This window comes from Streptomyces sp. CA-250714, from assembly GCF_050936705.1.
Classification (GTDB): Bacteria; Actinomycetota; Actinomycetes; order Streptomycetales; family Streptomycetaceae; genus Streptomyces.
Genome location: NZ_JBNJMI010000001.1, coordinates 3577369 through 3603662, shown reverse-complemented (window position 1 = coordinate 3603662; position 26294 = coordinate 3577369). Strand labels below are relative to the sequence as shown.

24 protein-coding genes and 2 pseudogenes are annotated in these 26294 nt (G+C 72.5%); 17 read left to right on the top strand and 9 right to left on the bottom strand.

Annotation, left to right across the window (positions count from 1 at the left end; translation table 11 throughout):
- Nucleotides 1-134: 134 nt before the first annotated feature.
- The 5 genes from ACQEU8_RS16005 (at nucleotide 135) to ACQEU8_RS15985 (ending at nucleotide 6529) form a co-directional block, all read left to right on the top strand.
- A complete protein-coding gene (locus ACQEU8_RS16005) occupies nucleotides 135-710 on the top strand; it encodes a TetR/AcrR family transcriptional regulator (RefSeq protein WP_433101095.1) in 576 nt (191 codons plus the stop codon).
- Between the two features lie 20 nt (nucleotides 711-730).
- On the top strand, nucleotides 731-1906 hold the full coding sequence (locus tag ACQEU8_RS16000) for a lipase (protein WP_433101093.1): 1176 nt from the start codon (nucleotides 731-733) through the stop codon (nucleotides 1904-1906).
- Nucleotides 1907-2427: 521 nt separating this feature from the next.
- A complete protein-coding gene (locus ACQEU8_RS15995; RefSeq protein ID WP_433101091.1) occupies nucleotides 2428-4332 on the top strand; it encodes a tannase/feruloyl esterase family alpha/beta hydrolase in 1905 nt (634 codons plus the stop codon).
- Between the two features lie 47 nt (nucleotides 4333-4379).
- Nucleotides 4380-5750, top strand: a complete 1371-nt coding sequence (locus ACQEU8_RS15990; RefSeq protein ID WP_433101089.1) for a hypothetical protein — start codon at nucleotides 4380-4382, stop codon at nucleotides 5748-5750.
- Nucleotides 5751-6028: 278 nt separating this feature from the next.
- The gene (locus ACQEU8_RS15985; protein WP_433101087.1) at nucleotides 6029-6529 is read left to right on the top strand and encodes an ANTAR domain-containing protein; all 501 of its coding nucleotides are present in this window, start codon (nucleotides 6029-6031) and stop codon (nucleotides 6527-6529) included.
- 72 nt (nucleotides 6530-6601) lie between these two features.
- Here the strand turns inward: ACQEU8_RS15985 and ACQEU8_RS15980 are convergent, their stop codons facing one another.
- Nucleotides 6602-6844: a hypothetical protein gene (locus ACQEU8_RS15980; RefSeq protein WP_433101085.1), complete on the bottom strand. Its 243-nt coding sequence runs from the start codon at nucleotides 6842-6844 to the stop codon at nucleotides 6602-6604.
- Between the two features lie 483 nt (nucleotides 6845-7327).
- Here ACQEU8_RS15980 and ACQEU8_RS15975 point away from each other — a divergent pair, with 483 nt between their 5' ends.
- The 3 genes from ACQEU8_RS15975 to ACQEU8_RS15965 all read left to right on the top strand — a co-directional run bounded on the left by ACQEU8_RS15975 (nucleotide 7328) and on the right by ACQEU8_RS15965 (nucleotide 9302).
- The gene (locus tag ACQEU8_RS15975; protein ID WP_433101083.1) at nucleotides 7328-8209 is read left to right on the top strand and encodes a SigB/SigF/SigG family RNA polymerase sigma factor; all 882 of its coding nucleotides are present in this window, start codon (nucleotides 7328-7330) and stop codon (nucleotides 8207-8209) included.
- 69 nt (nucleotides 8210-8278) lie between these two features.
- On the top strand, nucleotides 8279-8509 hold the full coding sequence (locus ACQEU8_RS15970) for a DUF5133 domain-containing protein (RefSeq protein WP_433101081.1): 231 nt from the start codon (nucleotides 8279-8281) through the stop codon (nucleotides 8507-8509).
- A gap of 346 nt (nucleotides 8510-8855) precedes the next feature.
- Nucleotides 8856-9302: a hypothetical protein gene (locus ACQEU8_RS15965; protein ID WP_433101079.1), complete on the top strand. Its 447-nt coding sequence runs from the start codon at nucleotides 8856-8858 to the stop codon at nucleotides 9300-9302.
- Here the strand turns inward: ACQEU8_RS15965 and ACQEU8_RS15960 are convergent.
- Both ACQEU8_RS15960 and ACQEU8_RS15955 read right to left on the bottom strand, forming a co-directional pair.
- Nucleotides 9253-9903 (bottom strand): phosphoribosyltransferase, encoded by a 651-nt coding sequence (locus ACQEU8_RS15960; protein ID WP_433101077.1) that lies wholly within the window; start codon nucleotides 9901-9903, stop codon nucleotides 9253-9255. The genes ACQEU8_RS15965 and ACQEU8_RS15960 overlap by 50 nt on opposite strands.
- 96 nt (nucleotides 9904-9999) lie before the next feature.
- On the bottom strand, nucleotides 10000-10668 hold the full coding sequence (locus ACQEU8_RS15955; protein ID WP_433101075.1) for a dienelactone hydrolase family protein: 669 nt from the start codon (nucleotides 10666-10668) through the stop codon (nucleotides 10000-10002).
- 334 nt (nucleotides 10669-11002) lie between these two features.
- On the opposite strand from ACQEU8_RS15955, the gene ACQEU8_RS15950 reads away from it, so the two are divergent.
- The 3 genes from ACQEU8_RS15950 to ACQEU8_RS15940 all read left to right on the top strand — a co-directional run bounded on the left by ACQEU8_RS15950 (nucleotide 11003) and on the right by ACQEU8_RS15940 (nucleotide 14962).
- Nucleotides 11003-12460: a CitMHS family transporter gene (locus ACQEU8_RS15950; protein WP_433101073.1), complete on the top strand. Its 1458-nt coding sequence runs from the start codon at nucleotides 11003-11005 to the stop codon at nucleotides 12458-12460.
- A 139-nt stretch (nucleotides 12461-12599) separates the two neighbouring features.
- Nucleotides 12600-14276: a sensor histidine kinase gene (locus tag ACQEU8_RS15945; protein ID WP_433101071.1), complete on the top strand. Its 1677-nt coding sequence runs from the start codon at nucleotides 12600-12602 to the stop codon at nucleotides 14274-14276.
- Nucleotides 14273-14962, top strand: a complete 690-nt coding sequence (locus ACQEU8_RS15940; RefSeq protein WP_433101069.1) for a DUF7342 family protein — start codon at nucleotides 14273-14275, stop codon at nucleotides 14960-14962. Before ACQEU8_RS15945 ends, ACQEU8_RS15940 begins: the two co-directional genes overlap by 4 nt.
- A gap of 505 nt (nucleotides 14963-15467) precedes the next feature.
- Here ACQEU8_RS15940 and ACQEU8_RS15935 read toward each other — a convergent pair.
- Entirely contained in the window at nucleotides 15468-16877 is a 1410-nt protein-coding gene (locus ACQEU8_RS15935; protein ID WP_433101067.1) for an ANTAR domain-containing protein, read from the bottom strand.
- A gap of 194 nt (nucleotides 16878-17071) precedes the next feature.
- On the opposite strand from ACQEU8_RS15935, the gene ACQEU8_RS15930 reads away from it, so the two are divergent.
- From ACQEU8_RS15930 to ACQEU8_RS15915, 4 genes are all read left to right on the top strand, one after another.
- Nucleotides 17072-18043, top strand: a complete 972-nt coding sequence (locus ACQEU8_RS15930; protein WP_433101065.1) for a LysR family transcriptional regulator — start codon at nucleotides 17072-17074, stop codon at nucleotides 18041-18043.
- A 169-nt stretch (nucleotides 18044-18212) separates the two neighbouring features.
- Nucleotides 18213-19448 carry a S1 family peptidase gene (locus ACQEU8_RS15925; protein WP_433101063.1) on the top strand — a complete coding sequence of 412 codons (1236 nt, stop codon included), beginning with the start codon at nucleotides 18213-18215 and terminating at the stop codon, nucleotides 19446-19448.
- A gap of 158 nt (nucleotides 19449-19606) precedes the next feature.
- Nucleotides 19607-20065: a carboxymuconolactone decarboxylase family protein gene (locus ACQEU8_RS15920; RefSeq protein ID WP_433101061.1), complete on the top strand. Its 459-nt coding sequence runs from the start codon at nucleotides 19607-19609 to the stop codon at nucleotides 20063-20065.
- A gap of 318 nt (nucleotides 20066-20383) precedes the next feature.
- The gene (locus tag ACQEU8_RS15915; RefSeq protein ID WP_433102433.1) at nucleotides 20384-20881 is read left to right on the top strand and encodes a MarR family winged helix-turn-helix transcriptional regulator; all 498 of its coding nucleotides are present in this window, start codon (nucleotides 20384-20386) and stop codon (nucleotides 20879-20881) included.
- A gap of 18 nt (nucleotides 20882-20899) precedes the next feature.
- On the opposite strand, the gene ACQEU8_RS15910 is transcribed toward ACQEU8_RS15915, so the two are convergent.
- Nucleotides 20900-21130 (bottom strand): DUF2277 domain-containing protein, encoded by a 231-nt coding sequence (locus tag ACQEU8_RS15910; RefSeq protein ID WP_433101059.1) that lies wholly within the window; start codon nucleotides 21128-21130, stop codon nucleotides 20900-20902.
- A 115-nt stretch (nucleotides 21131-21245) separates the two neighbouring features.
- Here ACQEU8_RS15910 and ACQEU8_RS15905 point away from each other — a divergent pair, with 115 nt between their 5' ends.
- Entirely contained in the window at nucleotides 21246-21716 is a 471-nt protein-coding gene (locus ACQEU8_RS15905; protein ID WP_433101057.1) for a Crp/Fnr family transcriptional regulator, read from the top strand.
- Between the two features lie 21 nt (nucleotides 21717-21737).
- Here the strand turns inward: ACQEU8_RS15905 and ACQEU8_RS15900 are convergent, their stop codons facing one another.
- Both ACQEU8_RS15900 and ACQEU8_RS15895 read right to left on the bottom strand, forming a co-directional pair.
- The gene (locus ACQEU8_RS15900; protein ID WP_433101055.1) at nucleotides 21738-22877 is read right to left on the bottom strand and encodes a rod shape-determining protein; all 1140 of its coding nucleotides are present in this window, start codon (nucleotides 22875-22877) and stop codon (nucleotides 21738-21740) included.
- Between the two features lie 139 nt (nucleotides 22878-23016).
- Nucleotides 23017-24939 (bottom strand): ABC transporter ATP-binding protein, encoded by a 1923-nt coding sequence (locus ACQEU8_RS15895; protein WP_433101053.1) that lies wholly within the window; start codon nucleotides 24937-24939, stop codon nucleotides 23017-23019.
- 190 nt (nucleotides 24940-25129) lie between these two features.
- Between ACQEU8_RS15895 and ACQEU8_RS15890 the strand changes: the two genes are divergently transcribed.
- Nucleotides 25130-25369, top strand: coding sequence for a DUF397 domain-containing protein (locus ACQEU8_RS15890; RefSeq protein ID WP_433101051.1), 240 nt, complete (start codon nucleotides 25130-25132; stop codon nucleotides 25367-25369).
- Here ACQEU8_RS15890 and ACQEU8_RS15885 read toward each other — a convergent pair.
- Both ACQEU8_RS15885 and ACQEU8_RS15880 read right to left on the bottom strand, forming a co-directional pair.
- Nucleotides 25332-25517 (bottom strand): annotated as a pseudogene (locus ACQEU8_RS15885) (ATP-binding protein); the annotation flags it as partial. The gene ACQEU8_RS15890 and the pseudogene ACQEU8_RS15885 sit on opposite strands and share 38 nt — an antisense overlap.
- A 210-nt stretch (nucleotides 25518-25727) precedes the next feature.
- Nucleotides 25728-26129: pseudogene (locus tag ACQEU8_RS15880) on the bottom strand (ATP-binding protein); the annotation flags it as partial.
- Nucleotides 26130-26294: the final 165 nt, after the last annotated feature.

Here is a 26294-nt window from a genome sequence, read left to right as displayed (position 1 = left end):
CGTGCGGTCTGCGGGTCGGCTTGTGGCTGGTCGCGCAGTTCCCCGCGCCCCTTCGGGGCGCCCCTGACCCTTACTCGCTTGCCTAAAGGTATTAGGAGGTTGCAGGATAGGATTTGGCAAACGGGAGGAACGTTATGGTGCGTGCAGGGCTGAGTGCGGAGCGGCTTACCCGGGGTGGGGCGGAGCTGGCGGACGAGGTCGGGTTCGACCAGGTGACCGTCTCGGCGCTGGCCAGGCGGTTCGACGTCAAGGTCGCGAGCTTGTACTCGCATCTGAAGAGCTCCCAGGACCTCAGGGTCAGGATTGCGCTGCTGGCCCTGGAGGAGCTTGCCGACCGGGCCGCGGACGCGGTGGCCGGGCGGGCGGGTAAGGACGCGCTGACCGCCTTCGCCAACGTCTACCGCGACTACGCCAGGGAACATCCCGGCCGTTACGCCGCCGCCCAGACGCGGCTCGATCCGGCGACGGCCGCTGCCAGCGCCGGTGTCCGGCACGCCCAGATGACCCGCGCGATCCTGCGCGGCTACCACCTCGCGGAGCCGGACCAGACGCACGCGGTCCGGATGCTGGGCAGCGTCTTCCACGGCTACGTCAGCTTGGAGATGGGGGGAGGTTTCAGCCACAGCGCACCCGACACGGAGGAGACCTGGGCGCGGATGCTGGACGCCCTCGACGCCCTGCTCCGCAACTGGCCGACGCCGACGCCCTGACACCGACAGAAGGCTGAGCTATGGACACGGAACAGGACTGGATCAGCACGCCCCTCACCGCCGACCTGGTGCGCGGCGCCCTCGAACTGGAGCGTACCGAGCACGGGTTGCTGCCGCATCGGCTGCCGGCCCGGGCCCGGGCGCAGTGCGCGGATGGGCAGCTCGCGATGGCCGAGTCGCAACCGTCCGGCGTACGGCTGGTGTTCCGTACCCGGGCGACGGCCGTCGAGCTGGACACGTTGCCGACCAAGCGGGTCTATGTTGGGGTGCCGCCCCGTCCGGACGGCGTGTACGACCTGGTCGTGGACGGCCGTACGGTGGACCAGGGCGTGGTGAGCGGCGGCAACGTGATGACCATCGACATGGCGACCGGGTCCGCCGAGACGCGCCCCGGACCCGTCGGCACGTTGCGATTCACCGGGCTGTCCGACCGGCTCAAGGACGTCGAGGTGTGGCTACCGCACGACGAGACCACCGAGTTGGTCGCCCTGCGCACCGACGCGCCCGTCGAGCCCGCACCGGCCCCGGACCGCAAGGTGTGGCTGCACCATGGGAGTTCGATCAGTCACGGTTCCAACGCCGCGAGTCCGACCGGGACCTGGCCGGCGGTGGCGGCCGCGCTCGGCGGGGTGGAACTGGTCAACCTCAGCCTGGGCGGCGGGGCCCTGCTCGACGCGTTCACCGCGCGGGCGATACGGGACACACCGGCGGATCTGATCAGCGTCAAGCTCGGCATCAACCTGGTCAACGCCGATTTGATGCGGCTGCGGGCGTTCACCCCGGCGGTGCACGGGTTTCTCGACACGATCCGGGAAGGGCACCCGGGCACGCCGCTGTTGGTCGTCTCGCCCATCCACTGCCCCATCCACGAGGAGACGCCCGGGCCGTGCATGCCGGACCTCGACGCACTCGGCTCCGGGCAGTTGCGGTTCGCGGCGATGGGGGATCCGGCGGAGCGTGCGAGCGGGAAGCTCACGCTGGGCGTCATCAGGGAGGAGCTTTCCCGGATTGTGCGGCAGCGGGCTGCCGACGATCCCGAGCTGTTCTATCTCGACGGCCGTGAGCTGTATGGCGAGGCCGACTTCGCCGAGCTGCCGCTGCCTGATGAGCTGCACCCGGACGCCGCCACCCAACGCCGCATCGGCGAACGCTTCGCCGAGTCGGCCTTCACCGACGGCGGCCCATTCACCCCCTGAACGCGGCCGCCCCGCAGGGGCGCGGGGAACTGCGAGCGACCACGACGCACCCGGCCAATCGGCGAAGCTGCAACGGCGGGTGCCCGCCGAACGGGTCACGATGCGGACGGGGTCGCGCCCCGCAGGGGCGCGGGGAACTGCGCGAGTGACCACGGCGCGCTCGCATTCGGGCATTCGGCGAAGTTGCAACGGTGGGTGTCCGCCGAGCGGGCCACGGCGCAGACCGGGGTCGCGCCCCGCAGGGGCGCGGGGAACTGCGCGAGCGACCACAATGCGCCTGCACCCGGGCAACCGGCGAAGCTCCTACGGCGGGTGTCCGCCGAGCGGGCCACGATGCAGACCGGGGTCGCGCCCCGCAGGGGCGCGGGGAACTGCGCGAGCGACCACGATGCGCCCGCACTCGGGCAATCAGCGAAGCTCCTACGGCGGGTGTCCGCCGCGACTGCGGGGCGAAGACACAGGCCCACCCCTCCCGCTGTGTGGGCCCCTCACATGGGCGCGCGCATGGGCGGAGCCCTACCGTGCGTGCTCGGCGGCAGCCGAAGGCGGAAGGGCGGGGCGGCATGGTGGGAAGGCGGACGGCGACGGTCGGCGTGGTGGCACTCGTACTGGCGGGCGGCCTCACTCCCGACGCCGCCGCGGACACACCCGGCACGGCGTGCGCGCGACTGCGGGGCCTGGAGATCCCCCGCGAGGTGATCGGCATGCCGACCCGCGGCGGCGCGGTCACCGCGGCAACACAGGTGACCCCCACCGCCAAGGAGGCCGCCGCCGCGAGGGAGGCCCCCGCCGCAAAGGAGGCGGCCGCCGAGAAGGAGGCCGCCCCCGGCACGAGGGAGGCGCCCGGCACGAAGGAGGTGCCCGCCGCGAAGGTGATCCCCGCTGCGAAGGTGACCCCCGCCGCGAAGGAGGCGCCCGCCGCAAAGGAGGCGCCCGCCGAGAAGGAGGCCCCCGCCGCGAAGGAGGCGCCCGGCGGATACTGCCGGGTCGACGCGGCGATCCGGCCGATGGACGGCGCGGCCCCCGACATCAGGCTCCGTATCGCCCTCCCAGCCCACTGGAACCACAAGGCGATGATGCTCGGCGGAGGCGGCTACGACGGCACCATTCCGGACGTCACCGGAAACGTGCCGTTCGCCCCCGCGGGCAAACCCACCCCGCTGGCCCGCGGCTACGCGGTCTTCGCGAGCGACTCCGGACACCAGGCGCCGCCGGACCACCGTCCGACGCCCTCCCTCGACGGCTCGTTCGGCACGAACGACGAGGCGCTGCGCAACTTCGCCGGGGACGCGCTGAAGAAGACCCGGGACGCGGCCCTCCACGTACTCGGCAAGCACTACGCGGGCCAGCAGCCGCGGCACCGCTTCTTCGCCGGCGGGTCGAGCGGCGGCCGGGAGGCGCTGGCCGTGGCACAGCGCTGGCCCCGCGACTTCGACGGGGTGTTCGCCGCCTACCCGGCGTGGAACGCGGCCGCCCTCGATCTGTTCTTCGGCCACGCGGCCCGGCTGCTCTCCCGGCCGGGCGCGTTCCCGGGCCCCGCGAAGCAGCGACTGCTGCACCGCGCGGTGCTGAGTGCCTGCGACGGGGACGACGGACTGCGGGACGGCGTCGTCTCCGACGAGGCGGGCTGCCGCTTCGACCCCCGTACGCTGCGCTGCCCGGGCGGCGCCGACCGCGGCGACGGCTGTCTGTCCGACCGGCAGATCCGGGCCGTACGGGCACTGTCGTCACCGCTGCGCTGGCCGTACCGCCCGGCCAGCGGTGAGCGCGGCTACCCCGGCTTCCCGTTCCTCTCCGGCGCCGACATGACCACCCCGCTGCTGGGCATGGGCAGCAGCGCTCCGGCGCATCCGATGCCCCTCGACACCGGCTACGGCGCCCAGTTCTGGGAGCAGTGGGTGAAGTACTTCGTCACCCGGGACGCCGGATACGACTCCCTCGCCCTCGATCCGCTGCGTCCCGGCCGCTGGCAGCGCCGGGTGAGCGAGCTGACGGCCCTCCAGGACGTCAACGACCCGGATCTGCGGCCGTTCGCCCGGGCGGGCGGCAAGCTGCTGCTGCTCCACGGAACGGCGGATGAGCTGGTCAGCCACCGTTCCACCGCCGAGTACTTCCGGCGGGTGGAGAGGACGGTGGGCAGGCGGGTCACGGACCGGTTCGCCCGGTTCCATCTCGTACCCGGCGCCAATCACGCCAACGTGGAGACGGCGTTCGCGGGCGGCTGGGACGCGGTGGGAGCGCTGGAGGAGTGGACGGAGCACGGGAGGGCACCGCACCGCCCGGTCGTCACCGACACCAACCCCGGCGCCGAGGGGCGGGCCCGGCCGCTGTGCAGATATCCGGGGTGGCCGCGGTACGACGGTTCGGGCGATCCCGCCGACGCGGACAGCTTCACCTGCCGCGGTGGGTCGGCCGGCACCGGCTGAGACCGCACACCCGGCGGCAAATGTCCCATTTGCGGTACTGTAATCACATGAATGCCGCACGACGGGTTCTCCGCCTCGCTTCGGTGCTCGCGACCGTGGTGGCCGCGCTGCTGCTGGTGGTCGCGGCTGCCGCCGGTCCGCGCGCCGTGGACGGCGGCGGGGTGGACGAGGCGGCCAACGCCCTGCGGGACGGCCCCGTCTACGTCGACCCGCAGGCCCGCGACGTACTGCCCCCGAAGGACGCCGACGCCCTCGGCGACAAGATCGAGCAGGCCGACAAGCCCGTCCTCGTCGCCGTCCTGCCCGCCGACGGCGGGTTCGATCGCAGCACGCTGCTGCGGGACCTGCGGACCGAGACCGGCATCACCGGCGTCTACGCGGTCGCGCTCGGCGACCGCTTCGACGCGGGCGCGGACCGGCAGGTCATGCCGCGCGACGCGGTCCAGAACGTGGTCGGCGACGTGCAGCGCGCCCACCCGGGCGAGCCGAGGGCCATGGTCACCGACTTCGTCGGCCAGGCCCTCGAACAGGCGGAGGGCGTGGCTCCGGCGGCCTGGGACGGCGGCGGCACGGCGGAGGACGGCGGCCGTACCGGCGGCGGCACCGGAGCCGTCGTCACGCTCGGCATCCTCGTTGTGCTGGCCGCGGGCGGCGCCTTCCTGGTGAGCCGGCGCGGACGCAGGAGACAGGAGCGGCAGGACCGGGCCGGACTGGAGCAGCTGCGCCCGGTCGTGGACGAGGACATCACCGCGTTCGGCGAGGAGCTGAGCCGGATCGGCTTCGACCCCAAGGCCGCGGACGTCGGGCTGAGCCGGGAGGACGCCGACGCGGCGCGCGAGGACTACGCGCGGGCCCTCGACTCGTACGAGGACGCCAAGGCGACGATGTCCGCGGCCCGCCGCCCGCAGGACGTACGGCGGGTGAGCGAGGCGCTGGGGGAGGGCCGCCTCGCGCTCGCCACCCTGGAGGCACGGCTGGCCGGGAAACCGCTGCCGGAGCGCCGCCCGCCCTGCTTCTTCGACCCCCGGCACGGCCCGTCCGTCGAGGACGTGCAGTGGACGCCGCCCGGCGGTACGCAGCGGACGGTGCCGGTCTGCGCGGCGGACGCGACCCGGCTGGCCGACGGGGAGGAGCCGCTGACCCGCGAGGTCGGCACACCACAGGGGCCCAGGCCCTACTGGGATGCCGGGCCGATGTACGCCCCGTGGGCGGCCGGTTACTTCGGCGGGGCCCTGCTCCCCGGTCTGCTGATGGGCACCATGCTGGGCAGCGCGCTGGGCGGCCCGTACGCGTACGGCGCGGAAGGCTACGGCGGAGATTTCGGCGGCGATTTCTCCGGCGGCGACTTCGACTCCCGCGATTTCGGCGGCGGCTTCGGGAACGGCGGCGGTGGCGGGGACTTCGGCGGAGGCTTCTGACGCGGAGGCTTCTGACGAGGCCAACGCGCGTGGACAGGCCCGGGTTTGGACTGCCGTGTCCGTGGTTACGCACACCATTGCGCGGAGTGAGCTCACCCTGCGAAGGCACCGGTGGGTTGGGGATACAGCCCCCGGTGCCGTTTTTTGAGGGAAACGCGGGGAATGGGCGGGGTTGCTGGTATGGGGGGAGTGGGTTCACTCTCGGAGGTGTCCGGAGTGCGGGAGCTTCTGGCGACAGCGGCTCCTCGCGGTGAAGGACCTAGCGCTTGGAGACGTCGATGAGTGCCGCAACCGGCTCTGTGCGTACATCTGTAGCCGCGGAGTGCTCGCGGCGCAGAGTTGTGCCGCCGGGCGAGGCGGCAGTGGCCCCTGTCCCGGAGGCATCGGAAACCGCGGAGAAGGCCGAGTCCCCCGAACCAACCGCGGAGGAGGCCGAGGACCCCGAGCCCTCGGAGCACTCGCGCAGCGACTCCGCGGAACTCGAACGAGAGCAACTGGCCGCGCAGGTCGAGGAGTTGACCGCGGAGGTCGGGCAGCTGCGGCAGGCGCTGGAGACCCGCCCGGTCATCGACCAGGCCCGGGGCATGGTGATGGCCCTCGCGCCGTGCGACGCGGAGGCGGCCTGGCAGGTCCTGGTACGGGTCTCCCAGCACTCCAACATCAAGCTGCGGCACGTGGCCACGGCGCTGGTGGCCGGTGCCCAGGGAACCCCCGTACCCAAGCCCGTACGGAAGAACCTGGCCGCCGCGCTCCACCGGGTGCGGACCACGCGCCGCTGACCACCGGACGGCACCACCGACGCGGCCGACCACTCGGCCGCGTACGTGTGCTGCTCGGCTGCGTACGCGGGCCTACTCGGCCGCGTGGGCGTGCGGCCGGGGGGCCTGCTCGGGGGCGGGGCCGGTGGCCGGGGGCTCGGAAGCCTCAGGTCTGCCGGTACTGGGGTGGCGGTGGTGCACGGGGGAGAAGTCCACCGCCTGCTCGGCCTCCTGCTGGAGCTCCTCGGCGGCCTGGCGTACATCGCCGGGCACATCGCCGTGCTCCTCGATCAGGCTGTCGTAGATGGGCGGGCCGGTGGCGTTGTCGATCGGCATGAGGAAGATCTCCTGGTGAGGGTACGGACATGCAACCGGCCACCCACGTCGTGCGCGCGGGCGGCCAGACGCCGACCATACGCCCTCGGCCCGGGCCGCCCGGCCCCCGGGTGGGCGGCTGCCGGCCCGCTCCCGTCCCCGGGCTTTGCCCACTGCTGGTTCGGTCGGCTGTTTGACGAGGCGCTGAGTGGTTACGCACACGGGTACGCGTCGGCGACGTCGCCGCGCGGAGGCACCGGCAGGTTGGACGAACAGCCGCCGGTGCCGCCTCATCCCGGCACCGGTGAGGCGGAACCCGATCGAGGGGTTTACCGGCCACCGGCTCGGTTACACAAGAGACCACGTGCTTGGGAGGACAGGCACATCCGCGGGAGGCGACCCCAGTAGGTCACCCCGGGTGTGTCACCCGAGTCAGGGTTGTCACCCGAGCCGCTTCTCCCGCGGTTGTCCACGTGTCAGCGACACCGGGAGGAGCCAGATCCCATGTGCCCCGTACGGTACCGGCCCCAGCGAACCCGCCACAGCCACGACGACGCCCCCGACACCAGCGAGGACTTCGCGCGGCTGGCCGCGCTGCCGGAGGGTCCCGAGCGGGAGGAGCTGAGCAGCCGTCTCGTGGAGGCGTGGCTGCCGATGGCCCGGCGGCTGGCGGCCAAGTACCGCAACCGTGGTGAGTCCCTGGAGGACCTGGAGCAGGTTGCCGCGCTGGGTCTGGTCAAGGCCGTCGACCGCTACGACCCGGCGCTCGGCACCCCGTTCGTGCCGTTTGCCGTACCGACCATCACCGGCGAGATCCGCCGCCACTTCCGCGACCACACCTGGGACGTGCACGTACCGCGCCGCGTCCAGGAGCTCCGCAACAAGGTGCGGGCCGCGGTACGGGACTTGAGCACCACCGTCGACGACCACGCCCCCTCCGTCGAGCGGATCGCCGAGCACACCGGTATGTCCCAGGAGGATGTGGCGGCAGGGCTGGAGGCGATCGGCAGTTTCCGTTCGCTGTCGCTGGATGCCTCGGTGGCGGCTGGTGCGGACGACGGTTTCTCGCTGGCCGACACGTTCGGTCAGGAGGAGGCCGAGTACGACACGGTGGTGGCCCGGGAGGCGGTCAAGCCGTGTCTGCGTGAACTGCCCGAACGCCAGCGGCACGTGCTGTATCTGCGGTTCTTCCGCGATATGTCGCAGTCGCGGATCGGCCAGGAGCTGGGCATCTCGCAGATGCACGTCTCCCGGCTGCTGTCCAAGAGCTTCGAGCGGGTGCGCCGGCAGGTCGAGCACGACCGCAGGGTCGGCCGCGCGCACGTGACCGGGCGCCCCGCACACCGGCACCCGGCGACCGTGCCGGACGGGATGGCAGCCGCTTGACCGGACCGACGACCGTATGCACCGACCGTCTGTAAGAAGGCGTCCGACCGAAAGGAAGGAAGGCCCAGCATGCTGATGGCACACCCCGCCGTCCTCCGTGACCTCGTCGAGCAGTACACGGCACTCAGCGCCCTGCACGCCGAGGAGGGCTCCCCCGAGAGCCGGCGGCGGATGGAGGACGTGGCCTACACGCTGTGCGTGGCGACCGGCACCCGCGACGTTGACGCTGCGCTGATTGCGGCGCTGCATCGGCTTCCCGGGGCTCGTACGGAGGACGACTCGCTGCTCACCTCTTCGTAGTCGGCCTGAACGCGGGCTGAGGCTGCGCCGCGAACACCCCTGCTGCGCTTGGGCAAACTGCGCCAGGGGCGCAGGGTGGGCAAGCGCAGCCACCAGCCACCGGGCCGCACCCGAGGGCGCCCACTGCGCGGTGCGGGGTGCGGCCCGTCGCGCGGGTGCGGCCGCTTGTGCCCACCCGTTCCGCCCCTGCGGAACGATTGCCCACAAGCGGTCAGAGCGCTTGCCCACAAGCGGTCGAAGTCCGCGAGCAAGCGCAGACGGAGCCCGGCGCCAGCGCGCTCCGTGTCACATCGCTGACGGCTCCGCGGTCCCTCCTGTCAGGTGAAGGAACCTGAAGGAGGAAGCGATGAAGGACTGGACAGTGCGGGGCGGACTGGTGTTTCTGGCGGTGACGCAAGGTGCCGCGGGGATGTCGCAACTCCTGTTGCCGAAGGTGTTCTACGAGGACTTCCCGTGGGTGTCGGGACTGCCCCCGTTCAACGACCACCTGATGCGCGACGTCGGCGCCGGCACCCTCGCGTACGTGCTCGTCCTGGCGGTCGCGGCGGTGACGATGGAGCCCCGCATGGTACGTACGGCGCTCGCCGCGAACCTGGTGTTCACGGTTCCGCACTGCACCTACCACGCCTTCCATCTCGACCCGTTCTCCACCGCCGACGCCGTCTCGCAGATGGTCGCGCTGGGGTTCGGGGTCCTGATCCCCGCGCTGTTGCTGTGGCGGGCGTGGCGGCCGACACCGCGGCTCAGCGGGCCGTCGTCATATGCAGGGCCTCGGTCACCTCGTCGTCGCTGATCTGCGGGAAGTGCTCGTACCAGAGACCGACGGCCTCGAAGACGGCGGGCTGGTGCAGGCAGATCACCGTGTCCGCCTCACGGCTGAGTGCCGTGACGGACTGCGGCGAGCCCACCGGGACCGCCAGCACGAGGCGGGCCGGCTGCTTCCGGCGGAGGTGCCGCAGTGCGGCCCGGGCCGTGACGCCGGTGGCCAGTCCGTCGTCGACGAGGATGACGGTGCGGCCCTCGATCCGCGGCTCCGGGCGGTTGCCGCGGTAGAGGTCCTGGCGGCGGTGCATCTCGGTCCGCTCGTGCGCCACCGTCGAGGACAGCCGGTCCTCGGTCAGCCCGAGCATCTCCAGGGCGGTCGCGTCGTAGACGGGCGGGTCCTCCCCGGCGATGGCTCCGACGCCGTACTCCGGCCGGCCCGGCAGCCCGATCTTGCGGGCGACCAGCACGTCCAGCGGTGCGTGCAGCGCGCGTGCCACCTCGGCCGCGACGGGTACGCCGCCCCGGGGCAGCGCCAGGACCAACGGGTCCGGCAGTCCTTCCGTACGCTGCATGTCGCGGACTGCCGCGGCGAGTTCACGGCCCGCCTGGATGCGGTCTGGGAAACGCATCAGGGGCTCCCTTCTGCGACGTGTTCCGGCTTCCGCCGGGCTGCGCGGCTTCCGCCGTACTCCGGCTTCCGCCGGTTTTCCAGTTCGTCCGCGCCCTCACTCGCCGTCCGTGGTGGGCGGGAGCGCGAACCACTTGGCCGCCTCCTGTGCGGCCTCCTCCAACGTGCCCGGCTCCTCGAACAGATGGGTGGCGCCCGGGACGACATGGATCCGGTGCGGGGCGCGCAGCCGCTCGGCGGCGGCCTCGTTCAGCCGCAGCACCTGGTGGTCGTTCCCGCCCACGATCAGCAGCACCGGAGCCAGCACCTCCGGCAGCGCGTCGCCCGCCAGATCGGGGCGGCCGCCGCGGGAGACCACCGCGTAGACGGTCTCGGGCCGTTCGGCCGCGGCCGTCAGCGCCGCCGCCGCGCCGGTGCTCGCGCCGAACAGACCCACCGGCAGCCCGGCCGTCCGCCCGTGCCGCGTCAGCTCGTCGACGGCCGCCACCAGCCGGCGGCCCAGCAGCGGGATGTCGAACCGGTGCTCCGCCGTCGCCACGTCGATCTGCTCCTCCTCCTCGGTCAGCAGATCCAGCAGCAGCGTGCCGAGCCCCTCCCCGCGCAGCGCCGCGGCGACCGCGCGGTTGCGGGGGCTGAACCGCGAGCTGCCGCTGCCGTGTGCGAAGGCCACGGCGCCGGTCACCCGCTCCGGCACCTGGAGGTCACCGGTGAGGACTGCTCCGTCGCCGGTCTCGATGTGCACGGTCTCCATGGTTTCCGTAGCCATGCCTCCTCACTTCCCCTCGCCCCTCGCGGCTTGCGTCGTCTCGCGGCTCGCGCCACTCCCCGGTTCTCGCGGCTCGCGCTGCTCCCCGGGTGCCCATGGGCGCAGCGGCCCAACCACACCCCCACCTTGAGCTGGGGTTTCGCTCATATTGCTCGCGGATGACGCTCTTGTGACGGGCACGCGGCGCTGCTTACGGTCGGGCGACCGCAGGGCACCGGCGCCCCGCTCGCAGGGCCGCCGCGTGCTCCGTCACCGGGCACCGGGACCCCGCCGCGACGCGACGGGGCCGGGCGGGCCCTCCGTCGCGTCGCGGCGGGCGAGAGATTGGGTTTCCATGCTGACGATCCTCGGCTTTGTCATGATCGCTACCTTCCTGGGGCTGATCATGACCAAGAAGATGTCCCCGATAGCCGCGCTCGTGCTCATCCCCGCGCTGTTCTGCGTCCTGGTCGGCCAGGGGGCGCAGCTGGGGAAGTACGTGCTCGACGGCGTCGGCGACCTCGCGCCCACGGCCGCCATGCTGATGTTCGCCATCATCTACTTCGGCGTGATGATCGACGTCGGCCTCTTCGACCCGGTCGTCCGGGGCATCCTGCGGTTCTGCAAGGCCGACCCCATGCGGATCGTCGTGGGCACGGCCGTGCTCGCCGCGATCGTCTCGCTGGACGGTGACGGCTCGACGACGTTCATGATCACGGTCTCCGCGATGCTGCCCCTCTACCGGCGGCTGGGGATGAGCGTGGTCGTGCTGACGGGCGTCGCCGCGACGGCCAACGGCGTCATGAACACCGTGCCCTGGGGCGGTCCCACCGCGCGGGCCGCCACCGCGCTGCACCTGGACGCGGGCGACATCTTCGTCCCGATGATCCCGGCGCTCGCCGTCGGCCTGCTCTGCGTCTTCGTCCTCTCCTACTTCCTCGGCCTGCGGGAACGGCGCCGCCTCGGCACGCTGACCTTCACCGGAGCCGACGAGCGCGAGCGTGCGGAGGAGCGTACGGAGGAGACGGTGCTGGTGGGCGCGGGCGGCGGCGCGGACGCCGCCGTACGGGCCGGGAGCCCGACCCGCGCGTCGGGCGGCGCGGGCACCGGTCCGGACGGGCCCGGGGACGCCGGTGCGGAGCCGAGCGCCGAGACCGCTGCCGGTCCCGAGAACGCCGTCCTGGACCCGAACCGTCCCACCCTCCGCCCGAAGCTGTACTGGTTCAACGCGGCGCTGACCGTCGCCCTCCTCGTCCTGCTGATCACCCAGCTCCTCCCCATCCCGGTGCTGTTCCTGCTGGGTGCCGCCATCGCGCTGACGGTGAATTTCCGGGACATGGCCGAGCAGAAGGCCCGGATCGCCGCGCACGCCGAGAATGTGCTCAACGTGTCGGGCATGGTCTTCGCCGCTGCCGTCTTCACCGGCGTACTGACCGGTACGGGCATGGTGGAGGAGATGGCCCGCACGGTGGTGAACGCGATCCCCGACGCGCTCGGCCCGCACATGGCGGTGGTCACCGGGATCCTGAGCATCCCGTTCACGTATCTGATGTCGAACGACGGCTTCTACTTCGGCATCGTGCCGATCCTCTCCGAGGCCGGGGCCGCACACGGGGTCAGTTCGCTGGAGATCGCCCGCGCCTCGCTCATCGGCCAGCCGCTGCACATGTCGAGCCCGCTGGTGCCCGCCGTGTATGTGCTGGTCGGGATGGCGAAGGTGGAGTTCGGGGAGCACACCAAGTTCACGATCAAGTGGGCGGTGCTGACGTCGCTGGTGGTGCTCGGCGCCGGCCTGCTCTTCGGGATCGTGTAGCCCGGCTCACGTGGACAGCCGGCGGCGGTCCTCTACTCTTCCTGCAGGAGTTGACCGGAACGGGTGATTCCAGACAGTTCCCTGACAGCCCGGTCGCTGACAGTCCGGCGAACGGAGCGGACGAGAGGAGGCGGGGCCGATGCGCGTCAGATCGCCGCGCCGTGTCTCCTCCCACGTACTGGCGGCCCAGCTCGCGCTCGTAGTGGGCGTGACAGCGCTGGTCAGCGGCCTGTTCCTGGCGCCGCTGAGCGACCAGCTCGACCGGCAGGCCATGCGCCGCGCCCTCGCCATCGCCCAGACCACGGCGGCCAGGCCGGGGCTGGCCGCCGAGCTGACCGACGCCGCCGAGGCCGCCGAGCGGCCCTCCGCGCGGGGCCCGCTCCAGACGGAGGCCGAGCGGGTCAGGCGCGCCACCGGCGCCGAGTATGTGGTGATCATGGACGAGCGCGGTATCCGCTGGTCACACCCGTCACCCTCGGCGATCGGACACCATGTCTCCACCGACCCGGGACCGGCGCTGGCGGGGCACGACGTCACCCAGATCGACGAGGGAACCCTCGGCCGTACCGCACGCGGCAAGGCCCCGCTGCGGGACGCCGAAGGGCGGGTCGTCGGCGCGGTCTCCGTCGGCATCGACTACGCCAACGTCCGCGAGGGCCTGCTGGCGCTCGTCCCCAGGCTGCTGACGTACGCGGGCGGCGCGCTGGCCGTGGGGGCGCTGGCCGCCTATCTGCTGGCCCGCAGGCTGCGGCGGCGCACCCACGCGCTCGCCTTCACCGACATCTCCGCGCTGCTCGCCGAGCGCGAGGCGATGCTGCACGGTCTCGCCGAGGGCGTTGTCGCGCTGGATGCGGGCGGCAGGGTACGGCTCGTCAACGACGAGGCCCAGCGGCTCCTCGGCCTCGGCCCCGACGCACTCGGCCGCCCGGTGACCGAGGCGCTCGGCCCGGGCCGTACGGCGGATGTGCTCGCGGGCCGGGTGGCCGGCCGGGACCTGGTCACCGTGCGCGGCACCCGCGTCCTGGTCGCCAACCGCATGCCCACCGCGGACGGCGGCGCCGTCGCCACCCTCCGCGACCGCACCGAACTCGAACGCCTCGGCCGCGAACTGGAGGGCACCCGCGGTCTGCTGGACGCGCTGCGCGCCCAGGACCACGAGCACGCCAACCGGCTGCACACCCTGCTCGGCCTGCTGGAGCTGGGGCTGTACGAGGAGGCCGCACAGTTCGTCACGGACGCGCTGGGCGTGCACCGGGCGACGGCCGAAGAGGTCACCGAGCGGGTGCACGACCCCCTGGTGTCGGCGCTGCTGGTCGGCAAGGCGGCGGTGGCCGCCGAGCGCGGTGTCGCGCTGCGTCTCGCCGCCGACTCGCTCCTCCCGGACCGGCTGGTCGACCCGAGCGGTCTGGTCACGGTGGTCGGCAACCTGGTCGACAACGCGCTGGACGCGGCGGCCGGCAGCGTGGACCCCGCGGTCGAGGTGGAGCTGCGCACCGAGGGTCGTACGGTCGTGCTGCTCGTCCGCGACACCGGCCCCGGTGTCCCGCCCGAGCACCGGGAGCTGGTCTTCGAGGAGGGCTGGTCCACGAAGAAGCCGACGGCGGCGACGTCACCGGAGGACGGCGGGACCTCCCATCTGGGCCTGGGGCTGGCCCTCGTACGACGCTTCGCGGAGCGGGTGGGCGGCGAGGTCCGGGTCGGCGCCCCGGACGAGGGCGGCGCCGAGTTCCGCGTCGTCCTGCCGGAGGCACTGACGGACACCGGGGAGGAAGCCGAACCCGCGCGGGCGGAAGCCGAAGCGGGGGTGCGGACATGATCGAAGTGCTCGTCGTGGACGACGACCCCAACGTGGCCCGGATCAACGCCGCGTACGTGGCGAAGGTCGCCGGCTTCCATGTGGCCGGGATCGCGCACAGTGCCGCCGAGGCGCTGCTCTTCCTGCGCGAGCACCCCGTCGATCTCGTCCTGCTCGACCACTACCTGCCGGACGAATCCGGCCTGGCCCTGCTCCGCAGGCTGCACGGCCTCGGCATCGAGACCGAGGTCATCATGGTGACCGCGGCCCGCGACACCGCGACCGTACGCGCCGCACAACGCCACGGCGCCCTGCAGTACGTGGTGAAGCCGTTCACCTTCGCCCATCTGCGCGGCAAGCTCGACGGCTATGCCGCCCTCCGCCACGAACTGGCCACCGCGCCCCGTTCCGGCGCCACCCAGGAAACGGTGGACCGCATCTTCGGCGCCGCGACGCCGGCCGGCGGCACGGAAACCCTCCCCAAGGGTCACTCGGTGCTGACCGCCGATCTGGTGCGCGAGGTCCTGCACGGCGCCTCCGTCCCCCTCTCGGCGCAGGAAGTCGCCGACCGTGCGGGGCTGAGCCGTCAGACCGCCCAGCGCTACCTCAAGCTTCTGGAGAACGCGGGACTGGTCCGCCACCGTCTCAAACACGGTGAGACCGGCCGCCCGGTTCACCTCTACCGCTGGCGCGGCCCGGCGGGCTGAATGGTTGAGGGCCTCGGGTGGGTGGGGGTGGGCGGGCTTGAGGGCCCCACCCCGGGGCCCCTCCTGTGTTGGGGGCTCCGCCCCCAAACCCCCGGTCCTCGCCGGACAGGCGTTGGGGCGGCTCCGCCCCCCAACTGCCCCCCGCTACGGGGGCTCCGCCCCCCTAGGAGCCCCCCCCGACCCCATGCCTCCGTCTGGACAATTTGTCCTCCGCCCCTGGTCCAGGACTATTCGCTGCGGGTGGCGCCCATATCTGGGGTCGGAGCATGGGTGCCGTAATCCACCCCAGATATGGGCGCCACGTGCAGACAAATGGCAGCTCTTTCGCACGGGCTGCTCTTACGTCAATGGCTTCTGCGATTGCGGAAGGGGGGTCCTAGGGGGGCGAAGCCCACCTAGCGGGGGGCCGTTGGGGGGCGGAGCCCCCCAACACGACCACTCGGCGGCAGCCGAAAACACAAGGGGGCGTGCCCCCACAAGCGGCGCACCCCGGAAAAGGGCCTGCTCACCGCCACGTACTCCCCGCGAAGTGCAAATCCTCCAGCGCATCGAGAACAACGGTGCGCTGATACCAGTCCAGCCACCGCCCAGCCTGCGCCCCCACCTCATCCAACGCCCGGGCCTGCGCGGACGAGAGAGCGCGGACCGGGCGTTCGTGGTGGGTGGAGACCACCCCCTCCACCTCCCCCGACGGCATGATCAGCGGCGTGCTGTGGCAGCCACGGCTGCCCGCGGCCAGAATCGCCTGCCTGGCGGGTTCGTCGAACACGGTGTCGGTGGCCACGTCTGTGACGGTGACGCGGGTGACCTGCTGCGAAGCCTGCGCGCACGAGGTGCCGTCCTTGCCGACGCGGTCGAAGAACTCCAGGAAGTCGTCGTCCAGCCCGTGGTGCTTCTCGATCCGCAGATCACCGGTGACCGGATCGACGAGCTGCACATTGCCCATGCTCGTCTCGGCCACCTCCATGCTGCGCCGCAGCACGGCGGAGAGTACCTCCGCGGTGTTCGCGGAGGCTGCCCGCAGACCGGGCGCGAACGCCAGCGGGGGAGCGGGACGCCGCTCCCGCCCCGGGAACCACTCGCGGTCCAGGGAGCGCGGCGCCGGCACGGTGACGACAGCGGCGGCGAGGGTGCGCAGCCGTACGTTGAACCGCTGCGAACTGGCCTCCAGCAGCGCGAACGCCGCGCCGTCGTCGGGCAGCCGGTAGCGCTCCTCCAGAATGCCCTGGGCACGGGAGATCAACGGATGGGTGCGGACCTTGGCCCGCAGATGACGTACTTCCTCGCGCAGCCGGAGGAGTTCGCCCGACGCAGCCGTGGCCAGAGCGGGATCCTTCGTCGCGGTCGTGGAGGTCGAGCCGACCGACACCGCCGGTCCGGGCTGTCCCGGAACGCCCGGTTGCCCGGCAACGCCCGGCTGCCCCGGGTGGGCCACAAGGTCCGGTCGGCCCGTCTGCTCAGGCCGCCTCGGCGAAGGCAGGTCGGGCCCCGGGCCGGAGGCGGGGCCCCCGCACACGGTGGCCGCCTCGGCGACGGACCGTACGACGGTCAGTGCGCCGTCCGTGGCGAGCAGTCGGCCGACCGACTCGTCCTCGGTGGCCAGCAGCAGCCGGCCGCCGCCCTCCCGAATCGCATGCGCGCAGCCGACCAGCGCGCGGACGCCCGCCGCGGCGACCCGCGGGACCAGCGCGAGGTCGATCACCACGAAAACGCAGCCCGCTGCGGGCCGTTCGGCTGTCCTCAGCGCCGGATGGTCGGCGTCCGTCAGACCGCCCTCCGCGCGTACCACCCACAAGCCGTCCCCGCCCGGCAGCCGCACCACTTCCGCCCGTACGGAGCCGGGGCCGCCCGTACTGCCCATAGCGCGTCCCTTCTTCGTCCCCCGGAACATTTGCAGCGTGACAACGGTACTCATCCGTCGAACTGCACGGCAGTTCGGTCCCCGTCGGGGCGGGAAGAGGGCTGTGCCGCGCCCCGCCCCGGCGGGGAGGGGGCTGTGGCGCGCCTTCACCTCGGCGCGGAGGGGGCTGTGTCGCGCCCTCGCCCCAGCGGGAAGCGAGCCGCGGCGCTCCCCTTGTCGGCGGTCGGCGGCAGTCCCACCGTATGGACATGGACCTGGAACTCCGACACCTCAAGGTCGTCACGGCCATCGCCGAGGCGGGGAGTCTGACGCGGGCCGCGATCGGGTTGGGGCTGGCGCAGCCCGCGCTGAGCGCGCAACTGAAGCGGATGGAGCGGGCGCTCGGCGGCGAACTGTTCGTCCGGGGCCCGCGCGGGGTACGGCCCACCGAGCTGGGGGAGCTGGTGCTGGAGCGGGCGCGGGTGCTGGTGCCCGCGGTCGCCGAACTCCAGGAGGAGGCCCGCCGGTTCGGCCGCAAGCGGGCGGCCGGCCAGGGACAGCCGGCCCGCTACCGGCTCGGCGGTACGCACGGACCGCTGCTGGGCGGCCTGGTGGACCGGCTGGCGTCCGCCTGCCCCGGCGCTTCTGTGACCACGTACACCTCCTGGTCGACCCGCGAGCTGGCCGGCCTGCTGGCGGAGGGCCGGATCGACTTCGTGCTGACGGGGGTGTGCGGCCGGAGCCGCCCTCCCTCCGGGGGAGGCGGGGCTGCGCTGGTGTGGCGGGAGGTGGCCGTGGACCCGGTGTTCGTCATGCTGCCCGAGGGCCATGTGTGCGCTGCCCGTGAGGAGGTGCCGCTGGCGGAGCTGGCGGACGCGTGCTGGACCAATGTGCCGGGTGACGGCTGCTTCGCCCAGTGCTTCGCGGCGGCCTGCGCGCGGGCCGGGTTCACACCGGAGGCGGTGTACGAGACGGACACCGCCTCCTGCGTGCATCTGGTGCAGGTGGGGCGGGCGGTCGGCCTGTGCCGGGCGACCTTTCCGCCGACGCCCGGTCTGGTCACCAGGGCGCTGCGCGGATCGCCGCTGATGTGGCGGCATGTGCTGGGCTGGCACCCGGACTCGCCCGCGGCCCGTACGGCGGAGGCCATCCTGGCGCACACCCGCGCCGTACACACCCGCGCCGCCGAGCTGAGCCCCAGCTACGCCCGTTGGCGCAGGGGGCACCGGGCCGCTCTGTGACGCCGTCACACGGTGGTGGGAACGGCGCGCCGCAACACGGCCGCAGGGTCGCCCCATAACGCCGTGGCAGGGGGGAAAGTGGGAGGTCCGGGCCGACGCGGAACAGGTCTACGGTTTCGCCAACCCGTTCCCCGCCCCGCCGGGGAGCGCCCCCACAGAGGAGAACTCCATGGCGAGACCCACGAGTTCCAGTCCCCTCACCCTCCCACCCCGACCCCGCGCCGCGCGCCGGCACGGCGCCGCCGCTGCCGCCGCGGTACTGGCCGTCGTCGGCCTCGTACTGGCCGGATCCGCCGACCCCGCACCCGCCGCTGCCGCCACCGGCACCACCCCCAGGGCCGCGGAGCCCGACCCCGATCTGCTCCGGGGCATGAGCCGCGACCTCGGCCTCACCACCGACGAGGCCCGCACCCGGCTGGCCAACGAGACCAAGGCGGCAGCCACCGCGGCCAGGCTCCGTACCGCGCTCGGCGACAGCTTCGCCGGAGCCCGCGTCACCGGGCGGACGGCCGAGCGGCTGATCGTGGCGACCACCGACGCGGGCCGGACCGCACACATCACCCGGGCGGGCGCCACCGCACGCGTCGTCGCGCGGAGCCTCGGCGACCTCGGCCGCGTCCGGAAGGCGCTCGACCGCGTCGCCGCTCGCTCCGCGCCCAAGGGCGTACCGGTCTGGTACGTCGACATCGCCCGCAACGACGTCGTTCTGGAGGCGCACAACACCGTCGCCGCCTACGACCTCCTCACCCGCGCCGGCGTCGACCGGGACGCGGTGACGGTGCGCCACACCACCACCCGGCCCCGCACGTTCGCCGACCTGCGCGGCGGTGACGCGTACTACATGAACGGCAGGGGCCGCTGCTCCATCGGCTTCTCCGTCACCCGGGGCAGCCAGGGCGGCTTTGTGACGGCGGGCCACTGCGGCACCCCGGGCACCACGACCACCGGGTACAACCAGCAGGCCCAGGGCAGCTTCCAGGGCTCGACGTTCCCAGGGCGCGACCACGCCTGGGTGGCGACGAACGCCAACTGGACGCCGCGCCCGCTGGTCAACGGCTACGGCAACGGCGATGTGACGGTGGCCGGCTCCACCGAGGCGCCCGTCGGCTCGTCCGTGTGCCGTTCCGGCTCGACCACCGGCTGGCACTGCGGCACCATCCAGCAGCGCAACACCAGCGTCACTTACCCGCAGGGCACCGTCTTCGGCGTGGCCCGCACCACCGTGTGCGCCGAGCCGGGCGACTCGGGCGGCTCGTTCATCTCCGGCAGCCAGGCCCAGGGCATGACCTCGGGCGGGTCCGGCAACTGCACCTCGGGCGGCACCACGTACTTCTCCCCGGTCAACCCGGCGCTCCAGGAGTACGGCCTCACCCTCGTCACCAGCGGGGGCAGCCCCACGGCGTGACGTACCGCCGCGTCCAGGCGCACACCGCACAGCCACGCCTGGACCGGGCGGAAAAGTTTTCCGCGTCCATGTGTCACATTCCCCGCCCCGAGATCCGTCGTACGGGTGACCAAGCGAGATCGCCTCACCTGACGAAGGCGTGAGAGAGGGAGCGAGACATGACCGCACGGATCCAGAACCCCGCGGCCCTTCTGTCGGAGGCCGTACAGCCGATCCAGGACCTGGTGAGGAGCGCCCACGCCTCAGGGGTGCCGAGAGCCACGCTGGAGCTGGTCCACCTGCGTGCCAGCCAGATCAACGCCTGCGGCTTCTGCGTGGACCTCGGCGTCCGCACCGCCCGCAAGGCGGGGGAGACCGACGAGCGGCTGCACGCGGTGGCCGCCTGGCGCGACGCCCCCTACTTCACGGAGGCGGAGCGCGCCGCCCTCGCGCTGACCGAGTGCACGACCCGGCTGGCCGACCAGGCGGACGCGGTCCCGGACGCGGTGTGGGACGAGGCGGCCCGGCACTACGACGAGAAGCAGCTCGCCGGGCTGCTGTTGATGATCGGTATCACCAACCTGTTCAACCGGTTCAACGTCCCCACCCGGCAGCCTGCGGGTGGCCAGCCCTGGTGAATCAGGGGGCCCTCTTGCCGGGGTCCCGTGGGCGCCACGCGCGCCCGCGGGACCCCGCTCCCGTACCTGCCCGCCCCCCGGCGGCAGAATTGGGCGGTGTACGGGAGACGAGCTCGGCGAGAGGGGCAGTGCGTGCCGGCGGAAGGCGCACCCGGCGAAAGAGCCGACGGAGCGGAAGGGGCCGAAGCGAGCGGCCGGGCAGCCCGGGCCGACGGCCGGGAAGCCGAGGTGAACGGGCAGGCAGCGGAGGCGAACGGCAGGCCGCCCGCGGCCGACGGCCGGGACGCCGAGGCCGACGGCCGGTCGCCCGAGGGGGATGTGGTCGCGCGGGTGCTGGGTCAGTGGCGGCAGGTGCTGCCCGATCTCGACACCGAGCCGATCGCCGTCATCGGCCGCCTCACCAGGTGCGCGGCGCTGCTGCGGCAGGCGTCCGACGCGCCGCTGGTCCGCGAGGGCTTCTCGCGCCCCGAGTTCGACATCCTCAGCGCGCTGCGCCGTGAGGACCAGGAGCTGACCCCTGGCCGGCTGGCCCGGGAGACCTACGCCTCCGGCACGGCCGTCACCAAGCGGGTGCGGACGCTGGAGGAGCGGGGCCTGATCGAGCGGCGCCCGGACGCGCGGGACCGCCGCGTCGCCCATCTGTCGCTGACGGCGCACGGGCGTGAGCTGGTGGACCGGATCATGCCGGAGCAGGTGGCGTACGAGCGCTCGCTGCTCGCGGGCCTGGGCGAGGAGCAGCGCGACGGGCTCGCCCGGATGCTGGGCGAGCTGCTGTGGCTGCTGGAGAGCCGCGAGGAGGCGGGCGCCCGGCGCTGAACCCGGGCCCCTCGCCGGTCAGCGGGCGCCCTCGGCTCCTCCCGCCCCCTTGATCACCAAGCCCTCCAGGAGCTCCTCGGTGGCCGCGGTGATCCGCTCGACGGCCAGGTCGAAGGCGGCCTGGTTGTGCGCGGCCGGCGCGCGGAACCCCGACACCTTGCGTACGTACTGCAGCGCGGCAGCCCGCACGTCCTGCTCGGTGACGGCCTCGGCGTAGGGCGGACGCAGGGTCCGGATGCTTCTGCACATACTGCCGACCGTACGTCGCGTCTCCCAGGACTCGCCTGTTCGAGTGAGGCGAGGTACGGTGAAAAAGCCGTGACGTGGGAATACGTCGCTCCGTTCCCGGAAGGGAGGGCGGGCCATGCAGACCACGACGGGGCTGCTCGGCGAACTGACCCCCGAGCAGCGAGAGAGGGTGCGCTCCCTCGGCTACGAAGTGCGCTTCGAAGCCGGGGAACGGATCTTCGAGGAGGGCGGGAAAGCCGACCGCTTCTGGATCCTGCATACCGGCTCGGCGACGCTGGCCATGCACATACCGGGACACCGTGACGTGGCCATCGACCACGTCCGGCACGGGGAACTGCTCGGCTGGTCATGGATGTTCCAGCCGTATGTGTGGTCACTCGCCGCGCAGGCGGACAGTCCGGTCCGCGCCCTCGAGTTCGACGCGCTCTCGGTGCGGGTGCTCTGCGAGGAGGACAAGGCCCTCGGCCTGGCGATGACCAGGACCGTCGCGGCGGTGATGGGCGACAGACTCCAACGCTGCCGCGCCCGCCTGGTGGACCTCTTCGGCCCCTACGCCCCCCACGACCGCGCGGCGGGCCCGATCTGAGAGCGGGTTCCCCAGGAGCGCCTACCCGACCTCCTGCTCCTGCACAGGCACCGCCCCACCAGGGGCAGCCGCAACCGGATCCGGGTCGACCCCCTCACGCTGAGGCGCGGCGCCATAGCCGTCGGCGGCATCCACGCCGACGGCGTCAACGCCGACGGCCATCAACGCCGCGAGCCCATTGATGGCGCACAGATCCGGCTCCTCCGCCACCTGGACCGCCATCCCGGTGTGCTCCCGCAACTGATCGGCGAGGCCCGGCAGCAGCGCGGCGCCACCCGCCAGCACCATGCCGCGCTCGGCGAGGTCGGCCACCAGATCGGGCGGGCACCGGTGCAGGACGACGCGAATGGCATCCAGCAGGCCCGTGAGGGGGTTCTGGATGGCCCCGCGCACCTCCTCCGGCTCGATGGTGACGGTACGCGCGAGCCCCGTCACCACGTCGCGGCCCTGCACCTCGACCGGGCCGGTGCGGACCTCCGTGCCGGCGCCGCCGCTGCCGAGCAGAGCCAGATGGAGCGGCCGGACCTCCTGGCTGGGCAGCAGCAACTCATGCCGGTTGCGCAGGTACTGCACGACGGAGTGGTGGATGGTCTCCCCGCCCAGCCCGACCGTGCCCGCCGCCACCACGGCGCCCAGTGAGACCACCGCGACCTGTGTGGTGGTCGTTCCGCACAGCAGCACCATGGCCCCCTCGGGGCTCACCACCGGCAGCCCGCAGCCGATCGCGGCGGCGATGGGGGCCTCCACCAGCTCGACGTGGCGCGCGCCCACCCCGTTCAGCGTCTCGACGACGGCGCGGCAGGTCAGCGGGTCGGCGTCGTGCGGAACGGTGGCCACGGCCTGCTTCATCGTCCGGCGCCGCTTGAGCTTGTGCAGTTTGTCGCCGATGAGCGCTCGTAGCATCCGCCGGGCCATGTCGATGTCCACCACATGGCCCTTGGAGACGGGCCGGATGACCTGGATGTGCTGCGGCGTCCGTCCGTCCATCCGCTCGGCTGCCTGGCCGACCGCGATCAGGCTGCCGGAGCAGGTGTTCACGGCGACGACCGACGGCTGGTCGACGATGAGCCCCGATCCCTTCGCGTAGACGCGGGTCCTGGACGCCCCCAGATCGACAGCGACGGAGCAGCGGGTCAGGGACTCAAGGCTGGAGCAGCTCATGGCGCTCGTGTCCTTCCGGGAGCGGCTGGCGTGGACCAGTGGACCGCCCCGAGGGACGGTCCACCGCTCAGCCTGTGCCTGTGCGCGGCCCCGCGCGCGCCCAGCGCGTCCGGCAGGGTGACACCTGGGTGACTCCGCGTCAGGCGACGCTCTCCACCTCCGCGCCCTCCGCCGTCCTGGTCGCCCCCGCCGTACCGTCGTCGCCCTCCCGGAACTGCGTCCGGTACAGCTGCTCGTACCGCCCGCCCGCGGCCAGCAGCTCCTCGTGGGTGCCCCGCTCCACGATCCGGCCCTCCTCCAGGACGAGGATCTGGTCGGCGGCCCGCACGGTGGACAGCCGGTGGGCGATCACCAGTGACGTACGGCCTTGCAGCGCCTCGCCGAGCGCCTCCTGCACGGCGGCCTCCGAGGTGGAGTCCAGATGTGCGGTGGCCTCGTCCAGCAGGACGACGCGGGGCTGGGCCAGCAGCAGCCGGGCGATGGTCAGCCGCTGCCGCTCGCCGCCGGAGAGCCGGTAGCCGCGCTCGCCCACCAGGGTGTCCAGACCGTCCGGCAGGGAGGCGACGAGCCCGTCCAGACGGGCCCTGCGCAGCGCGGACCACAGTTCCTCGTCGGTGGCCTCGGGGCGGGGGAGCAGCAGGTTGGCACGGATGGTGTCGTGGAAGAGGTGGCCGTCCTGGGTGACCATGCCGAGCGTCTGCCGTACCGCGGCCGCGCTCAGGTCGCGTACGTCCTTCCCGGCGAGCCGTACGGCGCCGCTGTCCACGTCGTAGAGGCGGGGGACCAGCGAGGCGAGGGTGGATTTGCCCGCGCCCGAGGAGCCCACGAGCGCGATCATCTCTCCTGGCCCGGCGCGGAAGGAGATGCCGTGCAGCACCTCCTCGCCGCCCCGGGTGTCGAGCGTGGCGACCTCTTCCAGGGACGCGAGGGAGACCTTGTCGGGGGAGGGGTAGCTGAAGTGGACGTCGTCGAACTCGACGGAGACGGGCCCGGCGGGCACCTCTTCGGCGTCGGGCTTCTCCTCGATCAGCGGCTTCAGGTCGAGCACCTCGAAGACCCGCTGGAAGCTGACCAGTGCGCTCATCACCTCCACCCGGGCGCTGGCCAGCGCGGTCAGCGGCGCGTACAGCCGGGTGAGCAGCAGTGCGAGGGAGACGACGGCGCCCGCGTCGAGGCTGCCGCGCAGCGCGTAGTAGCCGCCGAGCCCGTAGACGAGGGCGAGCGCGAGGGCCGCCATCAGGGTGAGCGCCGTGAAGAAGACCTCCTGCACCATGGCGGTGCGCACCCCGATGTCCCGTACGCGGTCGGCGCGGGCCGCGAACTCCGCGGACTCCTCGGCCGGGCGTCCGAACAGTTTGACGAGGGTGGCCCCGGGCGCCGAGAAGCGCTCCGTCATCTGGGTGCTCATCTGCGCGTTGTGATCGGCCCGCTCCCGCTCCAGCCGCGCGAGCCTGGCGCCCATCCGGCGCGCCGGAAGCACGAACAGCGGCAGCAGCACCAGGGTGAGCAGCGTGATCCGCCAGGAGAGGTTGAACATCACCACGAGCGTCAGCAGCAGCGTGACGAGGTTGCTGAAGACCTCCGAGAGGGTGGAGGAGAAGGCCCGTTGGGCACCGATGACGTCGTTGTTGAGGCGGCTGACCAACGCACCGGTACGGGTACGGGTGAAGAAGGCCACCGGCATCCGCTGCACATGGTCGTAGACAGCCGTACGCAGATCGAGGATGAGACCCTCCCCGATGCGCGCGGACAGCCAGCGGGTCAGAATGCCGACTCCGGCCTCCGCCAGCGCGATGGCCGCGATCAGCCCGGCCAGCACCAGCACGGTGCTGCTGGAGTCCCGTCGGCTGATCGCGTTCATCACCTGCCCGGCGAGCAGTGGTGTGGCCACCGTGAGCACGGCGAGCACGCTGCTGAGCAGCATGAACGCGACCAGCTTGCGGTGGTGGCGGTGCGCGAAGCGGACGACACGGCGGACCGTGGCCGCGGAGAAGGGGTGCTGGTCCTGGTGGGCGTGGCGCGCGTTGTAGAGCGCGTGCCACGCGGTCATCTCCATGCTCATAAGGTGAAGCTAGAACTTGAAGCAAAGTTCAAGTCAAGGGTCTGACCGGCTGTGATGGGCTCGCGACCCGGGGTCGTGCACGTGCATCGGCACATGCATCAGTACGTGAACGAAGTTATGATCCCGGGAAGTTGGCAGTTCACGGCTGCACGACCAGGTCCCGCACGTTCGACCACCTCAGGAGATCCAAGTGCCCGACGCGTTCAACGGCATGGCCGCCAGGGACCTCCAGGGGGTCGTGTGGAGAAAGAGCCGGTTCAGCAACTCGCAGGGCACCTGCGTGGAGTTCGCCAAGCTGCCCAACGGTGACATCGCCATGCGCAACTCGCGCTTCCCCGACGGACCCGCGCTCGTCTACACCCCGGCGGAAGTGGCGGCGCTGATCCTCGGCGTCAAGGACGGCGAGTTCGACGACCTGGTAGCTCACTGACGACCGACCCCTCCCGGGCCCGGCGGTCGACCCGGAACAGCGCCCAGACGATCTTCCCGGCGAGCGGGCCGGACAGCGGGTGCCAGCCCCAGTTGTCGCTGAAGGAATCGACCAGGCACAGTCCGCGGCCGGACTCCGCCGTGAAGCCGGGCACCTCGAACTCCTCGGAGTCCAAGGCGCCCAACGCGTCGAACGCGTCAACGGCTTGCACGGCGCCCCCGTGCCCCCCGTATCCCCCGTGTCCCCCGTTTTCGAGGGTGCTCCCGTTTCCGAGGGAGCGCCCTCGATCCATGGAGCCCCCGTACTCCATGGAGTCCGCGAGTGCCGTGCGGCCCCCGTGGTCGGCACCGAATCCCCCGTGGGCCTCCCGGTGTGCGGCGGCACGTCGTACTGCCGACACATCGGGCGGCTGATCGCTGGGGTCCCGTACGGCACAGACCAGCCGGGCCGACCAGCGCATCAGATGCAGCCGGACCGGTGGGTCGCCCTCGTCCCCCGACGCCGCCCCGTGATCGGCGCCGGGGGAGAGGCCGTGCCGCATGGCGTTGGTCACCAGTTCGGAGACCACCAGCGCCACGTCGTCGAACTCTTCGGTCAGGCCCCAGCGCCGGAGTGTCCTGCGAGTGAAGTCCCGGGCGCTGGAGACCGCTTCGTAGCGCGGCGGCAGCGCGCAGGACGCGGAGCCGGAGACCGATGCGGCATCCGGCGTGGGGAGCCCCTGCCATAAGGGCTCCAGCACCGTCGATCCTTCGGTCCCCAACAAGGGCCACTCCTGGCGTCAGCGGCAGTGATGATCCTGCGCGGATCCTGTCGGCCGTGCTTTCCCGCCTGGTGCGGGCGCCACAGCGCAACCCGCGCAGCCAACTTCGGTGCTAGCGGGTCCACTTGTGCCATCCCCATGGTTCCCAATGCCCACAGCAGATGC